Annotated in this window: 12 protein-coding genes; 5 read left to right on the plus strand and 7 right to left on the minus strand. The window is 69.4% G+C overall.

Annotated features, from left to right (window positions below; translation table 11 throughout):
- Positions 1-10 precede the first annotated feature (10 nt).
- Positions 11-661, minus strand: a complete 651-nt coding sequence (locus tag VFV19_07800) for a response regulator transcription factor (protein HEX4824203.1) — start codon at positions 659-661, stop codon at positions 11-13.
- Between the two features lie 131 nt (positions 662-792).
- Here VFV19_07800 and VFV19_07805 point away from each other — a divergent pair, with 131 nt between their 5' ends.
- Positions 793-5,022 carry an FG-GAP-like repeat-containing protein gene (locus VFV19_07805; GenBank protein ID HEX4824204.1) on the plus strand — a complete coding sequence of 1,410 codons (4,230 nt, stop codon included), beginning with the start codon at positions 793-795 and terminating at the stop codon, positions 5,020-5,022.
- Positions 5,023-5,029: 7 nt separating this feature from the next.
- Here VFV19_07805 and VFV19_07810 read toward each other — a convergent pair whose 3' ends face one another.
- The 3 genes from VFV19_07810 to VFV19_07820 all read right to left on the minus strand — a co-directional run bounded on the left by VFV19_07810 (position 5,030) and on the right by VFV19_07820 (position 11,665).
- Entirely contained in the window at positions 5,030-7,882 is a 2,853-nt protein-coding gene (locus VFV19_07810) for an ATP-binding protein (protein ID HEX4824205.1), read from the minus strand.
- Positions 7,883-7,914: 32 nt separating this feature from the next.
- Positions 7,915-10,551 (minus strand): proprotein convertase P-domain-containing protein, encoded by a 2,637-nt coding sequence (locus VFV19_07815; protein ID HEX4824206.1) that lies wholly within the window; start codon positions 10,549-10,551, stop codon positions 7,915-7,917.
- A gap of 85 nt (positions 10,552-10,636) precedes the next feature.
- Positions 10,637-11,665 (minus strand): LLM class flavin-dependent oxidoreductase, encoded by a 1,029-nt coding sequence (locus VFV19_07820; protein ID HEX4824207.1) that lies wholly within the window; start codon positions 11,663-11,665, stop codon positions 10,637-10,639.
- A gap of 88 nt (positions 11,666-11,753) precedes the next feature.
- Between VFV19_07820 and VFV19_07825 the strand changes: the two genes are divergently transcribed.
- Complete coding sequence (locus tag VFV19_07825) at positions 11,754-13,694, plus strand: hypothetical protein (protein HEX4824208.1); 1,941 nt, start codon at positions 11,754-11,756, stop codon at positions 13,692-13,694.
- A gap of 85 nt (positions 13,695-13,779) precedes the next feature.
- Positions 13,780-16,509 (plus strand): hypothetical protein, encoded by a 2,730-nt coding sequence (locus tag VFV19_07830; GenBank protein HEX4824209.1) that lies wholly within the window; start codon positions 13,780-13,782, stop codon positions 16,507-16,509.
- Here VFV19_07830 and VFV19_07835 read toward each other — a convergent pair.
- Together VFV19_07835 and VFV19_07840 are read right to left on the minus strand one after the other, a co-directional pair.
- Complete coding sequence (locus VFV19_07835; GenBank protein ID HEX4824210.1) at positions 16,506-17,021, minus strand: DUF4199 domain-containing protein; 516 nt, start codon at positions 17,019-17,021, stop codon at positions 16,506-16,508. The genes VFV19_07830 and VFV19_07835 overlap by 4 nt on opposite strands.
- A gap of 98 nt (positions 17,022-17,119) precedes the next feature.
- Positions 17,120-17,584, minus strand: a complete 465-nt coding sequence (locus VFV19_07840; protein ID HEX4824211.1) for a helix-turn-helix transcriptional regulator — start codon at positions 17,582-17,584, stop codon at positions 17,120-17,122.
- A gap of 212 nt (positions 17,585-17,796) precedes the next feature.
- Here VFV19_07840 and VFV19_07845 point away from each other — a divergent pair, with 212 nt between their 5' ends.
- Complete coding sequence (locus tag VFV19_07845; GenBank protein ID HEX4824212.1) at positions 17,797-18,333, plus strand: sigma-70 family RNA polymerase sigma factor; 537 nt, start codon at positions 17,797-17,799, stop codon at positions 18,331-18,333.
- 51 nt (positions 18,334-18,384) lie between these two features.
- Positions 18,385-19,077, plus strand: coding sequence for a VIT family protein (locus tag VFV19_07850; protein HEX4824213.1), 693 nt, complete (start codon positions 18,385-18,387; stop codon positions 19,075-19,077).
- Here VFV19_07850 and VFV19_07855 read toward each other — a convergent pair.
- A complete protein-coding gene (locus tag VFV19_07855; GenBank protein HEX4824214.1) occupies positions 19,074-19,535 on the minus strand; it encodes a GFA family protein in 462 nt (153 codons plus the stop codon). The two genes, VFV19_07850 and VFV19_07855, sit on opposite strands and share 4 nt — an antisense overlap.
- Positions 19,536-19,537: the final 2 nt, after the last annotated feature.

Below are 19,537 nucleotides of genomic sequence, written 5' to 3' on the forward strand. Positions count from 1 at the left end.
GGCGCCGATGTTAGATCAGTCCCGCCTTCGTCGCTCGGCTGACCGCCTCCGTGCTCGTCGTCACCTGGAGCTTTCGGTAGATGCGGCGGAGGTAGGTGCGCACCGTGTGCACGCTGAGGTTCGAGAGGTCGGCGATGCGCTTGTAGGAGAGGCCGTCGGCGAGCGCCTTCAACACCTGGAGCTCGCGATCCGAGAGGCCGAGGGCGAGCGGCGGCATCGCCTTCGGCGTATCGCCGCCACCGCGCAGGAGGACGATGACCTTGCGCGCGACCTCGGAGGTCATCGGCGAGCCGCCGTTCGCGATGACGTGGAGCTGCTCGACCAGCTCCCCCGCGGTCGTCTTCTTCAGGAGGTAACCGTCGGCGCCGGCGCAGATCGCCTCGAGGATCGTGTGCGGCTCCTCGAACACGGTCAGGATGACGACCGAGATCTCGGGGAAGAGCGCCTTCAGCGCGCGGGTCGCCTCGATCCCGGTGAGGCCCGGCATCGCGATGTCGAGAAGCGCCAGGTCCCAGGGGCGCTCGCTCGACGTCCGCGCGGCCTCGATGAGGCGCTTTCCGTCCGGGTACGCGGCCACGACCTCGAACCCCGGCTCGAGGGCGAGCACCGCCTCCAGGCTCTTCCGGTACTCGACGCGATCCTCGGCGATCACGACTCTCATGCGGGGCGCATCATCCGCCGGAACGCCCCGGGGAACCAGTCGCCCGTTCGGGCGACAGCGCATTTGGCGACACGACGGACGCCCGCGCCGCCGGTAGAACTTCCCCGCCATCGACCTCGGGAGGTGCCGTGATGATGCGCGTGATGACGGCGATCGTGGTGGGACTCTTCATCGGAACGGGAGCGGCCGCAGCGGAGACGGCGCCGCCCGACTCGTGGTCGCACGAGGTCCTCGGGAAGCTCGCCGCGCAGGAGTACCGCTTCTCGTGGCACGACGGCGTTCTCACCGCGCCGAACCGGGCGCACGGCCTGAGGATGCGCGTACGCGCCGACGGCTTCTCGATCGAGTCGCGCACGGAGGGCGAGGCGGCGTTCCTGCTCGACCTGCGCCTCGCGATGCTGGGCCGCGGCGACACGCTCGCGCCCGTCGAGGCGGGCCTCGTCGTGGGCGACGAGGCGAAGGCGGAGCTGCGGCGGCCGCAGGCCACCGAGTGGCTCCAGAACCGGACCGAAGGTGTCGAGCACGGCCTCTCCATCGCGCGCCCACCCGCCGGAAGCGAAGGGCGTCTCGTGATCGCGTTCGAGCTGGGCGGCAACACCCTCGCCTACCCCGAAGGGAGCGACGGGAGGAGCATCCTGTTCCGCGACGGCCGCGGGGCCGCGGTCGTGCGTTACGGCGGGCTCGTCGTGAAGGATGCGCGCGGCGAAGCGCTCCCGGCGGCGATGACCGTGGCGCCGGGGATCCTGCGCATCGAGGTCGACGACCACGGCGCCGTCTACCCGGTCACGGTCGATCCGCTCGCGACGTCGCCGCAGTGGGACGTCTCGATCAACCAGGCGGGGGCGCGCTTCGGCAGCTCGCTGGCGGCCGCCGGCGACGTCAACGGGGACGGCTACAGCGACGTGATGGTCGCGGCGTACGCGTACGACGACGGCGAGACCGACGAGGGGAAGGTCTTCCTCTATTACGGCGGCCCCTCCGGCCTCTCGACGACGCCCGCCTGGACCGCGCAATCGAACCAGGCCGGCGGGGGCATGGGATCGTCCTGCGCGGCCGCCGGCGACGTCAACGACGACGGCTACGGCGACGTCATCATCGGCGCCTACACCTACGATCACGGCGCGACCGACGCGGGAGCGGCGTTCATCTGGCTCGGCGGGCCGTCCGGGCTCGGAGCCGACGGCACCCCGGCCAACGCCGCGTGGGTGGTCTACGGGACGCAGACGAACGAGCACCTGGGCCAGCGCGTCGCGCGCGCCGGCGACGTCAACAAGGACGGCTACGACGACGTGATCGTCGGCGCACCCGGCTATTCGGGCGCCGCGAAGGGAGACGGCGCGGCGTTCGTGTACCACGGCAGCGCCACGGTTCCGTCGACCGTCCCGAACTGGACGGGGACCGTGAGCGGCGTCCATGCCGGCGCCGGATTCGGCTCCGCGGTCGCCACCGCCGGGGACGTCAACGGCGACGGCTACGACGACGTCATCGTCGGCGCGCCGAACTACGCCGCGACCCTCACCGACGAAGGCGCGATCTTCGTCTACCGCGGCTCGGCGGGCGGCCTCTCGACCTCGGTGTCGTTCCAGGCGAACGGCGGGGAGGCCGGCGCGCTCCTCGGCTACTCGGTCGCCGGCGTCGGCGACGAGAACGGCGACGGCTACGCCGACTTCGCGGCAGGCGCGCCCCATGCCGACGGAAACGGGTTCACCGACTGCGGGAAGATCGAGCTCTGGGTGGGCGGCAGCGGGACGCCGCTCGATCTGTGGCAGTTCTTCGCGCCTCAGAACTCCGCCCAGCTCGGCTTCTCGCTCTCGGCCGCGGGCGACGTCAACGGCGACGGCTTCGCGGACATCCTCGCCGGGTCGGACGTGTGGGACGGTACCTTCACCGACGAGGGGCGCGCCTGGCTCTTCCTCGGCAAGTCCGGGACGCCCTCGTCGACGCCGTCGTGGACGGTCGACGGCGGACAGGCGTTCGCCTACGCCGGCGACGCCGTCTCGGGCGCGGGCGACGTCAACGGCGACGGCTACTCCGACGTCATCGTCGGCGTGTACGGCTGGGACGACGCGCAGGCCGACTCGGGCGACGCGCGCGTCTACCTCGGCTCCGCGGCGGGGCTGAAGACGACCCCCGACACGACCGTGACCCCGGGTCAGGCGTTCGCGCAGTTCGGCTACGCCGTCGCCGGCGCCGGCGACGTCAACGGCGACGGCTTCTCGGACGTCATCGTCGGCGCTTGGCAGTATGACGACGGCGAGAGCAACGAAGGGGCCGCGTTCATCTACCACGGCGGGCCGAACGGCCTGTCGACCGTCCCGAACGCGACGATCGAGGGGAACCAGGCCGGCGGCTTCTTCGGCTGGAACGTGGCCGCGGCCGGCGACGTCAACGGCGACGGCTACGGCGACGTCATCGTCGGCGCCTACGCGTTCGACAATCCGGGAGCCGAGAGCGGCGCGGCGTGGGTCTACCGGGGCAGCGCGTCCGGAATCACCGGCACGCGCTGGGACGTGACCCCGGTTCAGACCGGCGCCGAAGCGGGCTGGTCGGTCGCCGGCGCCGGCGACGTCAACGGCGACGGGTACGCCGACGTCCTCATCGGGGCGATCCACTGGGACGTGGCGACGACCGATGAGGGCGCCGACTTCATCGCTTACGGCGGGTCCTCCGGGCCGGGAGCACCCCAGCGCTTCGGCGCCTCGCTCGGCACGTCGTTCATGCGGATGGGGCAGCTCGTCGCGAGCGCCGGCGACGTCAACGGCGACGGCTACTCCGACGTCCTCGTCGGCATGGAGACCTGGGACGGCTTCGGAGGCGGCGATCACGGCAAGGTCTACCTCTTCATGGGCGGCGCCGCCGGGATCTCGGCGAATCCAGCGAGCTGGTCTCCCGAGGGGAGCGTGCCTCAACAACACTTCGGATCGGCGGCCGCCTCCGCGGGCGACGTCAACGGCGACGGCTACGGCGACATCGTCATCGGCGCGTCGGGCTACGCGAACGGCCAGACGGGGGAGGGCCGCGCGCTCGTCTACCTCGGCGGCCCCGGCGGACCGTCACCCTCCCCGTCGTGGACGTTCGAGACCGACCAGGCGAGCGCCGCGCTCGGCAACGGCCAGACCTCGGTGAGCTCCGCGGGCGACGTCAACGGCGACGGCTACTCGGACGTCATCGTCGGCGCCTCGGGCTGGACCGAAGGAGGCAACACGGGCGCCGGGAAGGCGTGGCTCTTCCTCGGCTCGGCGTCGGGCCTCTCGCCCGTGCCCGCGTGGAGCGTGGTCGGCGCGACGTTCGGCAACTCGCTCGGCTACTCCGTCGCCTGCGCGGGCGACGTCAACGCCGACGGCTACGCCGACGTCGTCATCGGCGAGCGCTACAACGGCGACGGCGGCAACACGCAGCAGGGCAAGGCCTACGTCTATTACGGGAACGGCGGCACCGGCGGAAAGAGCCACAACACACGGCAGTTCAACGGCAGCTTCACGCGCAACGTCGCGCCGCTCGGGGCCGTCGACGGAGACGGGACGTTGCTCGCCTCTCACACGAGCTGGTACGCGTGGGGGTTCGACGGCGGCCATCCGGAGGTCGAGGTCAAACCGTTGACGAGTGCCTTCAACGGTACGGGCACCGTCGTCGGATTCGGATCGTCCGCCCACGGGTCGGTCAACGCCACGACCTCGGTCTTCGGTCTGTCGCCTCTGACCGCCTACAAGTGGCGCGTGCGGTATCGTGACTTGCGGTCGCCTTACATTCCGCGCACCCCCTGGTTCGACATCGCCGACACCTCACGGACGCTCACCGACTTCCGGACGCCGTGCCACCCGTCGACGTGGTACCAGGATTCCGACGGCGACGGCCACGGGAATCCCAACGTCACGGTCTCCTCGTGCCTCATCGTCATCGGCTACTCGCTCGTCGGCGACGACTGCGACGACACGAACGCCGCGAAGTATCCCGGGAACACCGAGATCTGCGACGGCCTCGACAACAACTGCGACGGCATCGTCGACAACGCGGCGCCGCCCTCGGGCGCGAGCCAGATCACGGTGGCGAAGTCGGGGTTCACCGCGATCCTCTCGTGGTCGCCGATCGCCGGAGCGTCGTCGTACGATGCGGTGCGCGGCAGCCTCTCGACGTTGCGCGCGTTCACCGGGAACTACACGGCCGCGTTGAACGCCTGCCTCGCGAACGACACGGCGGGGCCGACGGTGTCCGACACGAGCGTGCCGCCCGTGGGCGATGCCGCGTGGTACCTCTTGCGCGGCGTCAACTGCGGCGGCGGCGGGAGCTACGACGAAGGGGTGCCGTCGCAGGCGGCGCCGCGCGACGCAGAGATCGCCGCGTCGTCCTCCGCCTGTCCGTAGGAGTTCCTCACTCGGAGCCGGGTGCGAAGACGAGGGAGACGACGGTCCCCGCGTGCGGTCCGTTCGACCAGGTGAGCTTCGCGTCGATCTCTTCGGCGCGCCGGCGCATGCTGTCGAGGCCGAGCCCACTGCCGAGGCGGGCGGACGGTTCCGCCGGCATGCCGGCGCCGTCGTCGGTCACGGTCAGCCGCCATCGCCTTCCCTCGGGAACGAGTGCGAGGCGCACCTCCTCCGCGCGCGCGTGCTGCGCCGCGTTGTGGAGCGCCTCGAGGCCGACGAGGAAGGCGTTGCGCCGCACCGCGAGCGACAGCGGCACGGCCGGGAGGTCGCTCGGGATCTCGCTCACGAACCTCGGCCGATCGTCGGGGAAGAGCGCGCCGCCGCGGGCGACGAGATGGGCGGCGAGCGATTCCAGGGTCGCAGCGCCCGGCTTGAGCGACCATACGATGTCGGTGAGCGACGCGCTCAGACCACCCGCGATGTCGCCGAGCTGGGCGCCGGCACGCACGCGCTTCTCGGCGTCGAGCCCCTCGCGCGAGAGCACGCTCGACAGGAGGCCGATGCTGCCGAGACCGGAGCCCAGCTCGTCGTGCAGGTCCATCGCGATCCGCGCGCGCTGGCGCTCGAGGCGGATGACCTGGCCGACCCGCACGCGGAAGCCGACGTAGAGCAGAGCGGCGCCGCCGATCGCCGCCGCGGCGAAGAACCAAGGCTCGAGGTACCACGGCCGCGCGACGCGGAAGGCGAAGCTCGCCGGACGCTCGCTCCATCGCGCACCGTCGAGCGTCGCCTCGATGCCGACGTCGTATGCGCCGGGCGCGAGGTCGGCGAAGTGCAGGCTCGGCTCGGTGGTCTCGGTGGACCAGTCCTCTCCTGCGCGCAAGCGGGTCCGATAGCGGATGCGTGACGGGTCGCGATAGCTGAGCGCGGCGAACCGCAGCTCGAGGCGATTCCGCCGGTAAGGGAGGACGAGCGAGGGAGTATCGGGAAGGGGCGATCCGTCGGCCGTCGCCGCGACGAGGACGACGGTCGGCGGCGTCGTGGAGAGGAGCCGCGACGACGCGGGCGTGTAGGCGATCCCGCCCATGCCGATGTAGAGATCCCGATCGGGAGTCTCCACGATCTCGCTGATGCTCAAGCTCGGCATCCCCTGCCACGCCGAGAGGCTCTCGACGATCGCGAGACGCCCCGCGTCTCCTTCGCGCACGCGAACCGCGAAGCCCGCGCCGGTGATCCAGGTCGTCCCGTCGCCGCCGGGAGAGAGCGAGTTCAAGAGGCGCGACGGAAGATCGTCGTTCCCCGCCGCGGGTTGCCACGTCCTGCCGTCGAACGCGAAGAGGCCGCCCTGGGACGTCGCCGTCCACACCGAGCCTCGTGGCGTCTCGAGGAAGTCGACGATCGTCGAGGCGCCCTTCAGCGTCTCGCACGTCCATGCGCGAACGCCCGCGAGAACCTCACGCGTGCGTTGCCGGCAGATCGTCTCGTCGCGGGCGACGAACAGCTCGCCATCGCGGCTCTCGAACGCGCGCCAGGAGGTCGGCCCGCGCGCCGGCGGTCCCGGAAACGACGTGACGACCATCCGCACGTCGGTCGTGTCGTGCGAGGCGTGGATGAGGCCGGCATCCGTCGGCATCCACACGCCGCCGTCTCCCGCCTCGGCGCAGCGGTGGTTCACGCCGACGCCGGGCATCGGCACGACGCGCCTCTGACCTTCCGGCCCCCAGAGCGACAGCTCGTTCGCGCGCACGACCGTCCAGACCGCATCGCCGTCGGTGGGGCACGGGAAGGTCAACGTCGGCGGTCCGCGACGGAGCACGCCGGGCTTGCCGTGCGTGAGATCGAGAAGCTCCGTTCCGAACCAGCCGCCGGCCCAGATCCCCAGCTTTCCCGTGCTCAGCGAGCGCACGGCGGGCAGGAACCCCGGCATCTGGCGCATGACCGTGTCCGGCTCGGGGTACTGCATGAGCCCCGCTTCGTACGAGGCGACCCAGAGGCTGCCCTCGCGGTCGACGTAGATCGAGTTGCACCCGCGGAGGCCGTCGTCGCGGCCGATCATCTCCGGAGGCTGCCCGGGCCTCACGACGTCGATCTCGGTGTCGAAGGCGATCCAAACGGCCTCACCGCGCTTCCTCAGCCCGACGAGCCGCTTCCAGCTCGAGAGGAGGTCGTGCTCGACGCCTCCTTGGATCTCTCCGATCGTGAAGACACCTCGCCTCCAGCGCGCGCAGACGATCGTCCGATCGTCCGGCTCCTCGACACGTAAAGTCTCGGGCGCGGAGACGAGGCGCGTCCGCGTGCCGTCCGGCGCGATGCGGACCGCCCCCTCCGGATCGAGTGCGAGGATGCTGCCGTGGCGGCCGGGGAAGAGGGTGAAGCCGTCGAGCGACGTCTCGCGCGCGGCCTCGATCCTGGTCCAGCTCCCCCGGGGATCGCGGCGCAGGAGCGCCGGTCCCTCCGGATGCACCCAGAGCGCCCCATCGTCCGAAACAGCTGCGCCATGCACCTTCACGACCGGCCGCCCCTCGGCGTCGGTGACCGGCTCCGCAGAGGCGCCGTGCGCCCGCCAGAGGGACGATTCGGTGTCGGTGAAGTAGACGTCGTCGAAGGCGCCTGCCGCGTCGATCACGCTGCTCGACGCCGGAGAGATCTTGAGGAACTCGCGGCCGTCGAACCGGTACAGGCCCGTCGGCGTCGCGATCCAAAGGAATCCGGTCCGGTCCTGAACGACACCGGCGACCGAAGATGCCGCGAGCCCGCTCTGATAGCCGAACGTCCGTGACAAGCGCTCCGCGGCGTGGCTCGTCCCGTAGATGGCGGACGCGATCAGGAACGAAGCGAGCAGGCTCCTCAGCCGAACCAAGCGGCCTCCTTGGGAGGCGCAGTATGGTCCAGCTACGGGCAAGCTCCCGTGCTGTCCTGGCTCCTCGGTCCCGCGGTGGCGCTCCCGGCGGGGCCGAGGCCGGCGCCGTTTCCGGCGCGGACGAGGTACCAGTAGAGGGTGCTGTCGGGAACGGTGTCGTTGACGCTCGCCGCGGTCGAGGTCGTCGTGAGCCTGAGGCAGGAGTCGGTCGCGGGGCCGAGCAGGTTGGGGAGGTCGGGCCCCGCGCCGCGGAAGATGTCGTAGAACGACCCGCCGGTCACCGCGCTCCACGCCAGCGTCGTCTTGTTCGTGTAGCGCAGGTTCAACGCCTCGAGCGTCGGGGCCGTGACGCTGCAGACATTGCACGTGAAGCCGTTCGCGAACCCGGGGGTGAGCGACCACGCGTTCAACGATCCGGTGTCGCCGCTGCCGATGTTCTGGACCTCGAGCGTCCACGTGCCGGCCGAGGGGGTGCCGTCGAACGACGACAGGGGCTGGCGCGGCCGGAAGTGTCCGGTGAACGGCGCCGTCGCGGTCTCGATGTCTTGAGGCGCCTCGTCGTCGAAGACCGTGCCGGTGTAGTTTTGGCCGGCATCCCCTTCGCCGTAGGAGAGGAGGCTCCGCCGTCCGTCCGGGCCGACGAGCACGATGACGAGGTCGGCGTCGTACGACTGGTTCAGGGTGACACCGACGTCGAGGTCCGCGAGGTTCGCTCCCGGCGGAACGACGAGCGTCGATGTCGTCGTCGACAGATCGACGATCGGCTTCGGCACGTCGGAAGACGCGAAGGTGCTCGTCGAGAACGCCGGCAGGCCGATGCGCACGGAGAATGTGCGCGTGAACGATCCCTGCCCGGTGGTCGCGTTGAGCGTGAACGCGATCGGGGTGCCGCAGGCCGCGCTCGCATCCACCGTGAATGCGTAGCCGGGCGCGTTGCTCGACGCCGTGGCCCTGGTTGGGATGCTCGGGAACGTCGCATTGGCGCGCGTCACCGTGACGCCGGGCGTCGTCGTCGAGAGGGTCGCCGTGACGCCGGTGAGCGTCACCCCTCCATCGTTCTTGAGCGCGACGGAGAGCGCGACGTCCTCGCCGGGATCGACGGCGCCGTTCGCGCTCCCGGTGCCGCCGGCCGCGCACGTGTCGGTGAGCGTGCTCGACGCGTAGGCCAGAGACGGCCCGCAGATGATCCCCTGCTGGCACTCGTCGGGGACAGAGTCCCCGTTGCAGTCGGCGCTCGTCTGGTTGGCGACGTCGGTGACGTCGGAGATCCCGTTCCCGTTGCAATCGGGGAAGACGCGGACGTAGTAAACGTCTTGCTCGCCGTTGAAGGTCGCGGTGTAGGCGACGTCGGCGCCGGTCGCGGCGGAGACGATCCCGATGTAGTCGCCCATCTTGTTCTGGTCCGGATAGCCCAGCGTGCTGTCGAACACCGGGCTCACCGCGACGTTCGGCGACCACGTGACACCGGCGTCGAGCGAGTACGCGTAGTAGAGCTGCACGAGGTTCGACTGGCCGGTGTTCCGCGAGTCGTTCCACACCACGTCGATCCGCCCGTTCGGCGCGACGGAGTGCGCGGTGAACCACTGCCAGTTCGATTGCGAGGGATCGTCGTTGATCCGGACCGGGGCGCTCCAGGTGTTGCCGCCGTCGGTGCTGCGGCTCAGCATCGCGTCCACCGGATCGGCTCCGGTGACCGAAGCGGCGAGGTAGACGTAGCCCTTGGTGAGCCCGCTCGAGCGATCGACGGCGATCTCCCCCTGCCCCATGAGGCCTTCCGGGTTCGGCGCGGCGCCGAGGAGCATGCCGCCGGCGAGGTTGACGCGCTTGCCGGTGAACGTCGGCGTGACCGTCGGGTTGCTCGCATTCGTCGACTTCGCCACCACGAAGTGCGCGAAGTCCTGCGTCACCGTCCCGTCGACGCCGGCGGAGTAGAGTTCGCCGCTCGGGCCGACGGCGAGGATGCCGAAGGTCGGCCACGTGGCGACGGAGACGGGCGATTGGAAGCTGGCGCCCCCGTTCGTCGATCGCGTGAGGACGTTCGTGCCGCAGCACGACGTGAAGCGCTGCCAGATCCCGTAGAGGAAGCCGCTCGACGCGCCGCCGCTCTTGTCGACGACGAACCAGTTCTTGTCGCCGCCGAACTCGCTGACCGGCGCCATCCAGCTCACGCCGCCGTTCGTCGAGCGCCAGACGTCCGCGGTGAAGGTATCGCCCTTGAGGCTCTGATAATAGAAGTTCCCTTGCAAGTCGGTATCGAGCGAGGGGTCGCTACGGAAGATCCCCGGCTGGAGCGTCCCCGGGAAGGTCCACGTTTGGCCGCTGTCGAAGCTGTACGCCCACCCCGCCTGCCGGAAGTTCGAGGCCACCGAGTCGAACTGCCGCCAGCCGATCACGATGTTCGCCGGGTTCGTCGGGCTGACGGCGATCGACGGCTCGTTCGCCGCGTCGCCGACGATGTTCTGCCCGAGCGAGTCCACGTTGACCTGGAAGCTCTGGTACGGGCCTTGGGCGACCGTCCGGACCGGCGAACGCGCGAGCGGGTTGTCCCGCGCCGCCTGCGGCGCGGGCGAATCGTCGGGAGCTTCGACCTCGACTTGGTGCTTGGGCTTGGCGATCGCCGCCCCGAAGGCGAGCGGCAGGAGAAGAAAGAAGACCGGCAGTCGCCTCATGGCCGCGGGAATATACGCCCACCGTGGCCGCGAGGTTGTTGGTTCGCAGGCTCACCCGAACGAATCGTGAACGGCTCGCGGACCCTCAGCCCGCGAGCTCGGCCTCGACCAGCGGCCGCACCTCCATGGCGTACAGCTCGATGCTCTTCATGAGCTTGTCGTGCGGGAGCGTCCCCATGCTGTATTTCATGTCGAAGCGCGCGAGCCCGAGCCCTTTGACCGCCCGGACGATCTTCGCCGCGACCGTTTCCGGCGAGCCGACGAGAACGGCCCCCGTCGGCCCCACTGCGTGCTCGAAGTCCGACCGCTTCATCGCCGGCCAGCCGCGCTCGGCGCCGATGCGCGCGTGCATCGCCGCATGGTGGGGCCACGCCGTCTCCTTCGCCTCGACGTCGGTCGCGGCGACGTAGCCGGGCGAATGCGCTCCGATCGGGAGCGCCTCGTGCCCCGCCTGCGCGAGGGCGCGCCGGTAGAGATCGGCGTGCCCGGCGAAAGCGAGCGGGTCGCCGCCGATGATCGCGAGCATGAGCGGCAGGCCGTGGCGCGCGGCGCGCAGGATGGAGTTCGGCGTGCCGCCGACACCGACCCAGGTCTTGAGGCGGCCCGACGCCGTCGGCGGAAAGGCCTCCTCGCCGTCGAGCGCGGCGCGGGTCGACCCCTTCCACTTCAAGGGCTTCTCCTTGAGGAGCTCCACGAAGAGCTGGAGCTTCTCCTCGAACAGGCGCTCGTAATCGTTCAGGTCGAAGCCGAACAGCGGGTAAGACTCGGTGAACGAGCCGCGTCCCAGGATGACCTCGGCGCGGCCGCTCGAGAGGGCGTCCACCGTCGAGAACCGCTCGAACACGCGCACCGCATCGTCCGTGCTGAGCACCGTGACCGCCGATCCAAGGTGGATGCTCTTGGTCCTGCTCGCGATCGCGCCCAGCACGACCTCCGGCGCCGAGACGGCGAAGTCGTCCCGGTGGTGCTCCCCGACGCCGAAGAAGGTGAGGCCCAGCTCGTCGGCGAGCACCGCCTCCTCGACGACGTCGCGAAGCACCTGATGCTGCGGGAGACGCTTGCCATTCGCGCCGAGGGTCACGTCGCCGAAGGTATCCAGTCCCAGCTCGAACATGTGGTTGGCGCTCCTCGTGAAAAGGCCACCTCAATAAGACCTGGCTACCGGTGCTGGCAAGGGGCCACCGTGAGGTAGGCTGCGCCGCGTGAACGAAAACGACGACGTTCGGCGTCACCTCGCGCCTTTCCTCGACGCAACGTCCCTGTCTTCCCGCGTCGACGCGCTCGTCGATCTGATCCGCTGGACGCGCATCGAGGAGCGGTCGGCGCGGCTCGACGGACTCCTCGACCTCCTCGACGGCGATGAGGGCCTGGCGCGCCGAGTCCAGGAAGCGATCGCGGAGATCTTCCGCGAGACCGACGGCACGAACGTGTTCGCCCACGCGGGAATCCCAGGCGAGCGCGGCGTCGTCGCGGAAGTGCGCGAGAGGATGATGAGCCACCTCCTCCCGCGTCCCCGCGACGACCGGGACCTGGCCAATCTCTTCAGACGGCTCTACCGCACGCCGGCCGACGTCGCGCGGTTCCGGCGGCTCCCCGACCCGGCCTTCCGGCGCCTCATGGCGCTCGCCCTCGAGGCGCCGCCGAGCCTGCGCCGGTCGTTCGCGAACGGCTTCCGCCTCCTGGCGCTGTGGGTCGAGGCGCAGGGGCTGTCGCCGAAGCTCCGGAAACGCAGCCGGCCCGCGGAGCCGACGGAGTCGCCGTTCTATCGGATCGTCGCTTCGAGCGAGGCGCTGATCGCCGCGTGGCTCGCCGGCGAGGCCACGAGCGCTTCCGCCACAACCTGGCGTGCCGAGCGCGACCGGTGCCGCGAGGAGATGGCGGAGATCCACCGGCGGATCGAGCGCGACGGCGTGAGCTTGCACGTCGTCCACGGCCTCGAGATCGTCGAGCGCTGCCTGGATCGGATGTCGGTCATGGTCGACGTCATGGCGCCGCCACCCGGGGTCGACGCGTCGGACGCTCTCCATCGCCTGCTCGCCTCGCTCGCGGGCTCGGTGCGCGAGGAGCGCAGCGTGACGCACCTCCTCGGCTGGGCGACGCACCTCCTCCTCCGGAAGATCGTGGAGCGCGCGGGGAAGACCGGCGAGCACTACATCGCGACCACGCGCCGCGAGTACCGGGCGATGGCGCTCGCCGCGTGCGGCGGCGGACTGCTCACGGTCGGGACCGCCGCGGTCAAGGCGGTCCTCTCACGATGGCACGTTCCGGACTTCGCGCACGGCTTCCTCTACGGGCTCAACTACGCGGTGAGCTTCCTCCTGCTCCAGAAGCTCGGCCTCGTGCTCGCGACCAAGCAGCCGGCGATGACCGCGGCGACGCTCGCGGAGATCGTGCGCGAGCGGAAGGGCGAAGAACGCAACCACGAGATCGTCGCTTACGCAGCACGCATCTGCAGCTCGCAGCTCGTCGCGGTTGCGGGCAACATCGTCGCGGTCGCCGTGGGGTCGGTGGCCTTCGTCGCCCTGTGGTCGTGGATCGCGGGCCATCCCTTCCTCGGAGACGCCGAGGCGTCGGAGGTCTACCGCCAGCTCAGCCCGATCAACAGCGGAACCGCGTTCTACGCCGCGCTGACGGGGGTCATCCTGTGGCTCGCGAGCATCGCGGGAGGCTGGTTCGACAACTGGTGCGCCTACCACCGGCTCCCGAAGACGATCGCGGAGCATCCCGCCGGGCGCTGGTTCGGCCACGCGCGGATGGAGCGATGGGGTGAGGCGCTCGCCCGTGACGGCTCGGGCTGGGCGACGAACGTCTCGCTCGGCTTCATGCTCGGCATGACGCCGGCGATCGGTCACTTCCTCGGCGCGCCGCTCGACGTGCGGCACGTGACGCTGAGCACGGGAATCCTCTCGCTGGCGGGCACGTCGCTCGGCCACCGCTGGTTCGGCGGAGGCATGTTCCTGCGCGGCCTCCTCGGGGTCGCCCTCATGTTCGTCTTCAACCTCGGGGTGAGCTTCCTCCTGGCGCTCATCACCGCCGCGCGCGCGTACGAGCTGCCGATGTCGGGGGTGTGGTCGCTCCTGCGCGACCTCGCGCGCCGGCTCGTCACGTCGCCGCGCGACTTCCTGCTCCCGCCCCGACCCTGATCGTGAGGGAAGGCGGGTTTTTACATGCCGCCGCTCTCGCGCGGGAGTACCCTCGATTCGCACGCGGTTCGACGGGAGACTCCACATGGCGAACGATCTCAGCGAATGCACCGAGCAGAAGCGGCTGAACGACGCCCGCGAGCAGGCGATCCCCTGGAAGAAGTGGGGGCCTTACCTCTCGGAGCGGCAGTGGGGCACGGTTCGCGAGGACTACAGCGCCGACGGCAACGCGTGGGACTACTTCACCCACGACCAGTCGCGCTCCCGCGCCTATCACTGGGGCGAGGACGGCATCGCCGGGATTTCCGACGACAAGCAGCACCTCTGCTTCGCCCTGGCACTCTGGAACGAGCGCGACCCGATCCTGAAGGAGCGCCTGTTCGGTCTCACGAACAGCGAGGGGAACCACGGCGAAGACGTCAAGGAGTACTACTTCTACGTCGACTCGACGCCGACCCACTCCTACATGAAGTACCTCTACAAGTATCCGCAGCGCGAGTTCCCCTACCGCGACCTGGTCGAGACGAACCGCCGCCGCTCGCGTGAGGAGATGGAGTACGAGCTCCTCGACACCGGCGCGTTCCACGAGGACCGCTACTTCGACGTCGTCGCCGAGTACGCGAAGGCCGCGCCCGACGACCTTTTGATCCGCGTCACCGTCCACAACCGCGGCCCCGAGGCGGCGCGCCTGCACCTCCTCCCGACGCTGTGGTTCCGCAACACCTGGTCGTGGGGCGGCAACGAGGAGAAGCCTGTCCTCCGCGAGACCGGCAAGGGGCGCATCGGCGCCCATCACCCGGGCCTGCCGGCGATCGAGCTCGCGTGCGACGGTGACGCCGAGCTTCTCTTCACCGAGAACGAGAGCAACGCCGAGCGCCTCTGGGGGCAGCCGAACCGTTCGCCGTTCGTGAAGGATGCGTTCCACCGCTACGTCGTGAACGGCGAGACCGCCGCCGTGAATCCCGAGAAGGCGGGCACGAAAGCGGCCGCCCGCTACGTGCTCGACGTCCCGGCGGGCGGGAGCTGCGTCGTGCGCCTTCGCCTCGCCTCGAACCTGCCGAGGGCGCCGTTCGGGAAGACGTTCGACGACACGGTCGCCGCCCGCCTCGCCGACGCCGACGAGTTCTACGAGAAGATCGCCCCTCACACGCTCACCGAGGACGAGCGCAGGGTCCACCGGCAGGCTCTCGCCGGTATGCTCTGGTCGAAGCAGTTCTACTTCTTCGACGTCGACCGGTGGCTCGTCGAGCACGACGCGCATCCGCTCCTCGGGAACCGGCCCGGCAGCGCGCGCAACGCCGACTGGTTCCACATGTTCAACGGCGACGTGATCTCGATGCCCGACAAGTGGGAGTACCCCTGGTACGCGGCGTGGGACCTCGCCTTCCACACGATCGCGCTCTCGCTCGTCGACTTCGACTTCGCGAAGGAGCAGCTCGTCCTCATGCTCCGCAGCCTCTACGCGCACCCGAACGGCCAGATCCCGGCGTACGAGTGGAACTTCAGCGACGTCAATCCGCCCGTGCACGCGTGGGCGACACTCTTCCTCTACCAGGTCGAGCGCGACCTCGGCCGCGGCGACATCAAGTTCCTCGAGCGCTCGTTCCACGGCCTGACGCTCAACTTCAACTGGTGGCTGAACCGCAAGGACCCCGACGGCCGCAACGTGTTCGCCGGCGGCTTCCTGGGGCTCGACAACATCGGCGTCTTCGACCGCAGCGCGAAGCTGCCGACCGGCGGCTCGCTCGAGCAGGCGGACGGCACCGCGTGGATGGCGTTCTACAGCCAGAACATGCTCGAGATCGCGCTCGTCCTCGCCGAGCACGACGCCTCCTACGAGCAGTACGCCTACCGGTTCCTCGAGCACTTCATCTGGATCTCGTACGCGATGGACCGGATCGGGAAACATAACGACGAGATGTGGGACGAGGAGGACGGCTTCTTCTACGACCTCCTCCGGCTCCCGAGCGGCGAGGCCACGCGCCTCAAGGTCCGCTCGATGGTCGGCCTCCTGCCGCTGTGCGCCGCGACCGTCTTCGAGGGAACGCTCCTCGAGCGCTTCCCGAAGCTCAAGGAGCTGATCGCCCTCTTCCGCCAGCGCCATCCCGAAGTGGTGGCCCAGGTCGCGCCGACCGGCGACGGCTTCATCGGATTCAACAACCGCCGCTTACTCTCGGTCCTCACGCGCGAGAAGCTCGAGCGCGTCCTCGGCTACCTCCTCGACGAGAACGAGTTCCTGGGGCCGCACGGCATCCGCTCGGTCTCGCGCGTCCACAAGGACCATCCGTTCGTCGTCCACGTCGAAGGCCGGCCGTACGAGGTCAATTACCTGCCGGCGGAGTCGAACAACGGGATGTTCGGCGGCAACTCCAACTGGCGCGGTCCGGTCTGGATGCCGATCAACGTGCTGCTCGTCCGTGCGCTCCTCAACCTCTACGCCTTCTACGGCGACGACTTCAGGGTCGAATGCCCCACCGGCTCCGGCGACCGGAAGACGCTCTTCGAGATCGCCGCGGAGCTGTCCCGCCGGCTCTCGTCGACTTTCCTTCGCGACGCGAGCGGCCGGCGGCCGGTCTACGGCGGCAGCGAGAAGTTCCAGACCGACCCGCACTGGCGCGACCTGATCCTCTTCTACGAGTACTTCCACGGCGACAACGGCGCCGGTCTCGGGGCGAGCCACCAAACCGGTTGGACCGGCGTGGTCGCCCGCCTCCTCGATCTCTTCGGCCGCCTCGACTCGCAGACGCTGCTCCTCCACGCGAAGTCGAAGATCCTCGCGAAGATGGTCCACGAGCAGGTCGGAGGGAACTCTTAAGCCGGTTTCCTGCGCAGGACCCACGCCGAGATCAGGCTGATGAGCAGGCCGACCGGCAGCGGCTCGACGAACGCCAGAGATGCGTTCGTCACGGGATTCGCGAGCAGCTTCTTCATCATCTCGAGCTGCTGCTGCGCCTCGGCGACCTTCTCCGGCGGAGCCCCGGAGGCCTTGAGCCGCTCGACCTGCGCGCCGAAGTGCTTGTCGCAGAAGTCGGGCTCGAGCTTGAAATAGATGAACTCCCATGTCCCCACGTAGCAGACGGCCGAGATCAGCGCGATCAGGATGCCGACCTGGAAGCCTTTCCCGAAGCTGATCGTCCCCCCGCCGACGTTCTCGCGGTACGACCGTACGCCGAAGAAGATGAGCAGCCCGGAGAGGATCATCGCGGTGTAGCCGACGGCGTAGCCCGAGGCCCCCTCGAGCTTGTCCATGAACGGCAGGGTCAGGAGCATGAGCGCTCCGGCGACGGCACCGGAGATGAGTCCGTAGACGATCACGACCTTCTTCATCGATTCGTTCCTCCTTGCGCGGGAACCTACGCAGCCCCTTCCCCCAGGCGCGTCATCCTTTCGAGTGATTTGCCTTCGCGGCGCCCGAAATCATCCCTTCAGGGGATCAGCCGCGACGCCTTCGCGATCTGCACCGCCTCGGTGCGCCGCCTGGCCCCGAGCTTCTCGAACACCCGGCTCACGTGAGTCTTGACGGTGTTCTCGCTCACGAAGACCCGCTCCGCGATCTCTTTGTTGGAAAGCCCCTCGGCGACAAGCCCCAGGATCTCCATCTCTCTAGCCGTTATTTGAAGCTCGCGCACCTTGGCCTCGTCGAGGACGAACGGTCCCGCGACGGGCACCTCGACATGGACTTCCTTGACGATGATCTCTGGCTGCTTCTTGGTGAGCGTTCCGCCGAGCCAGATCCCGAACGTCGCGAAGATCACCGCGACGATCGCGGAATAGATCTCGATCGAGTGCGAGACGAAGGTGTAGTGGAACTCCGCCACCCTCAGCGCAGCGAGGAGAAGGCCGCCGCAGGAGGCATAGAGGGCCAGATTCAGAAAAATTCGGCGGCTCAAGGCGCTAGAGGATACCGGCACTGTAAGACTCGGAGGGGTCTTACGTCAGCCTGGGTGAAAGGAGACCCCCATGACGAACGAAATCCGGACCCTCTGCAATTGTTCCCCCTGCACCTGTTCCCCCTGTTCCTGCGGCTGCTGTGGCGGGACCCGCTAAGGTAGGAAGAGAGTCCCGCGGCGGGATCGCCGCCGCGGGGCAACCGGAGTCCATCGTGGAATCCACCGTCGTCGAAACCCTCGTCCAGAACCACCGGCAGTTCCTCGCCTTCGTTGAGAGCCGGGTCGGATCGCGCGAGGTTGCCGAGGACATCCTTCAGGAGGCTTTCGTCCGCGGTCTCGCGCGCGCCGACCAGCTGCGCGACGAGGAGTCGGTGGTCGCGTGGTTCTACCGCTCGCTCCGCAATGCGCTCGTCGACCATTGGCGCAAGCACGCCGCGGAAGGCCGGCTCTTCGAGCCGGAGCCCGAGCAAGGTCTCGACGAGCACGCCGCCGACCCCGAGCTGATGCAGACCGTCTGCGCCTGCGCGATGTCGCTGCTCGACACGCTCAAGCCGGAGTACGGCGAGGCGCTCCGGCGGGTCGATCTCGACGGCATTTCGGTGAAGAAGTTCGCGGAGGAGAACGCGATCAACCCGAACAACGCCTCGGTGCGCCTGTTCCGTGCGCGGGACGCGCTGCGCAAACAGGTGGAGCGGAGCTGCGGCACGTGCGCCGAGCACGGCTGCTTCGACTGCACCTGCGGAGGCTAGAGGACTCGATGGGTCTTGCCTCCGTCGGCACGACGTGGCAGTAGTATCGCCATGCCACGACACCTCGAGCGTCATCGCAGCGAGCACATCGGATGGCTTCGCGCCGCGGTGCTCGGGGCGAACGACGGGCTGATCTCGACGAGCAGCCTCGTCGTCGGGATCGCGGCGGCCGCGACGACACGCGAGCCGGTCCTCCTCGCCGCCTCGGCGGGTCTCGTCGCCGGCGCGCTCTCGATGGCGGCCGGCGAGTACGTCTCGGTCAGCTCCCAGGCGGACACCGAGGAGGCCGATCTCGCGCGAGAGCGTCGCGAGCTGGCGGAAGAGCCGGAGGCGGAGCGCCGGGAGCTGGCGGGGATCTACGTGGGTCGAGGCCTGAGCCCCGCGCTCGCGGCGCAGGTCGCGGACCAGCTCATGGCGCACGACGCGCTCGGGGCACACGCACGCGACGAGCTGGGCTTGTCCGATATCACGAAGGCCCGACCGATCCAGGCGGCGCTCGCGTCGGCGGCCGCGTTCGCGGCGGGCGCGGCCCTGCCCTTGCTTCTGACCCTGCTCCTGCCCGTCTCCTGGATTTCCCGAGCGATCGCCGTCAGCACGCTCGTTCTTCTCGTCGCGCTCGGCGCCATCGCCGCGCGCCTCGGCGGCGCCGCTGCATGGCGCGGGGCGCTGCGTGTCGCATTCTGGGGCGCCGTGGCGATGGGGTGCACCGCGCTGCTGGGGCGCCTGTTCGGAACGGTCCTCTAGCTTCTTGCCGTCGCCGCCTGCGCCCTCTCGAGGCTCTCCTTCGGCCACAGCGTCTTCACGTCGTAGAACACTTCGAACGCGGGGACGCCGGGTGGGATCACGACCCACGGCAACTTCGACTTCGTGAAGATGTGCACGTCCGGCTTCACCGACGACGGCACGTCGAGCGTCCCGGCCCGAACGAAGGCGAGCTGCGGCCGGGTGTAGTAGCTCCACAGCGCGATCTGGCAATCGGGGCAGCGCATGATCTTCTGCTTGCTGCCGTCGTCGCGCGGGACCTCGATCGCCACCGGCTTGCCGCGCAGCAGCTCCACCCGGTCGTGCTCGATGAGGATGTTGATGACGAAGGCGCTGCCGGTCTGCCGCTGGCAGTTCAGGCAATGGCAGCAGTGGACGAAGATGGGGCTCGCGTTCAACCGGTAGCGGACCGCTTTGCAGGCGCACTCACCTTCGAGCATGC

The organism is Candidatus Polarisedimenticolaceae bacterium (assembly GCA_036275915.1).
Lineage (GTDB): Bacteria > Acidobacteriota > Polarisedimenticolia > Polarisedimenticolales > DASRJG01 > DASRJG01.